Consider the following 312-nt stretch of genomic DNA (forward strand, 5'->3'; position numbering starts at 1 on the left):
AAGCACGCATACACTGCGTACACATTGCACCTGCATCCATGAACCAAGGGAGGTCCCATGAAAAACAAAGTGCAGCTCATCGCTTACGCCGATCGTCTCGGCGATGGCACTCTTAGCTCGATGACCGACATCCTGCGCACCCGCTTCGACGGCGTGTATGACGGCGTGCATATCCTGCCGTTCTTCACTCCGTTCGATGGTGCGGATGCAGGCTTTGACCCGATCGACCACACCAAAGTCGACCCGCGTCTCGGCAGCTGGGACGACGTCGCTGAACTTTCCAAGACCCACGGCATCATGGTCGATGCCATC

The 312-nt window shown here is 57.7% G+C and carries 1 pseudogene; it reads left to right on the forward strand.

The features are described 5' to 3' along the window. Positions 1-57 precede the first annotated feature (57 nt). Positions 58-312: pseudogene (locus tag EIK80_RS25335) on the forward strand (alpha-amylase); the annotation flags it as partial.

The organism is Caulobacter sp. 602-1 (assembly GCF_003931565.1).
Taxonomy (GTDB): Bacteria; Pseudomonadota; Alphaproteobacteria; order Caulobacterales; family Caulobacteraceae; genus Caulobacter.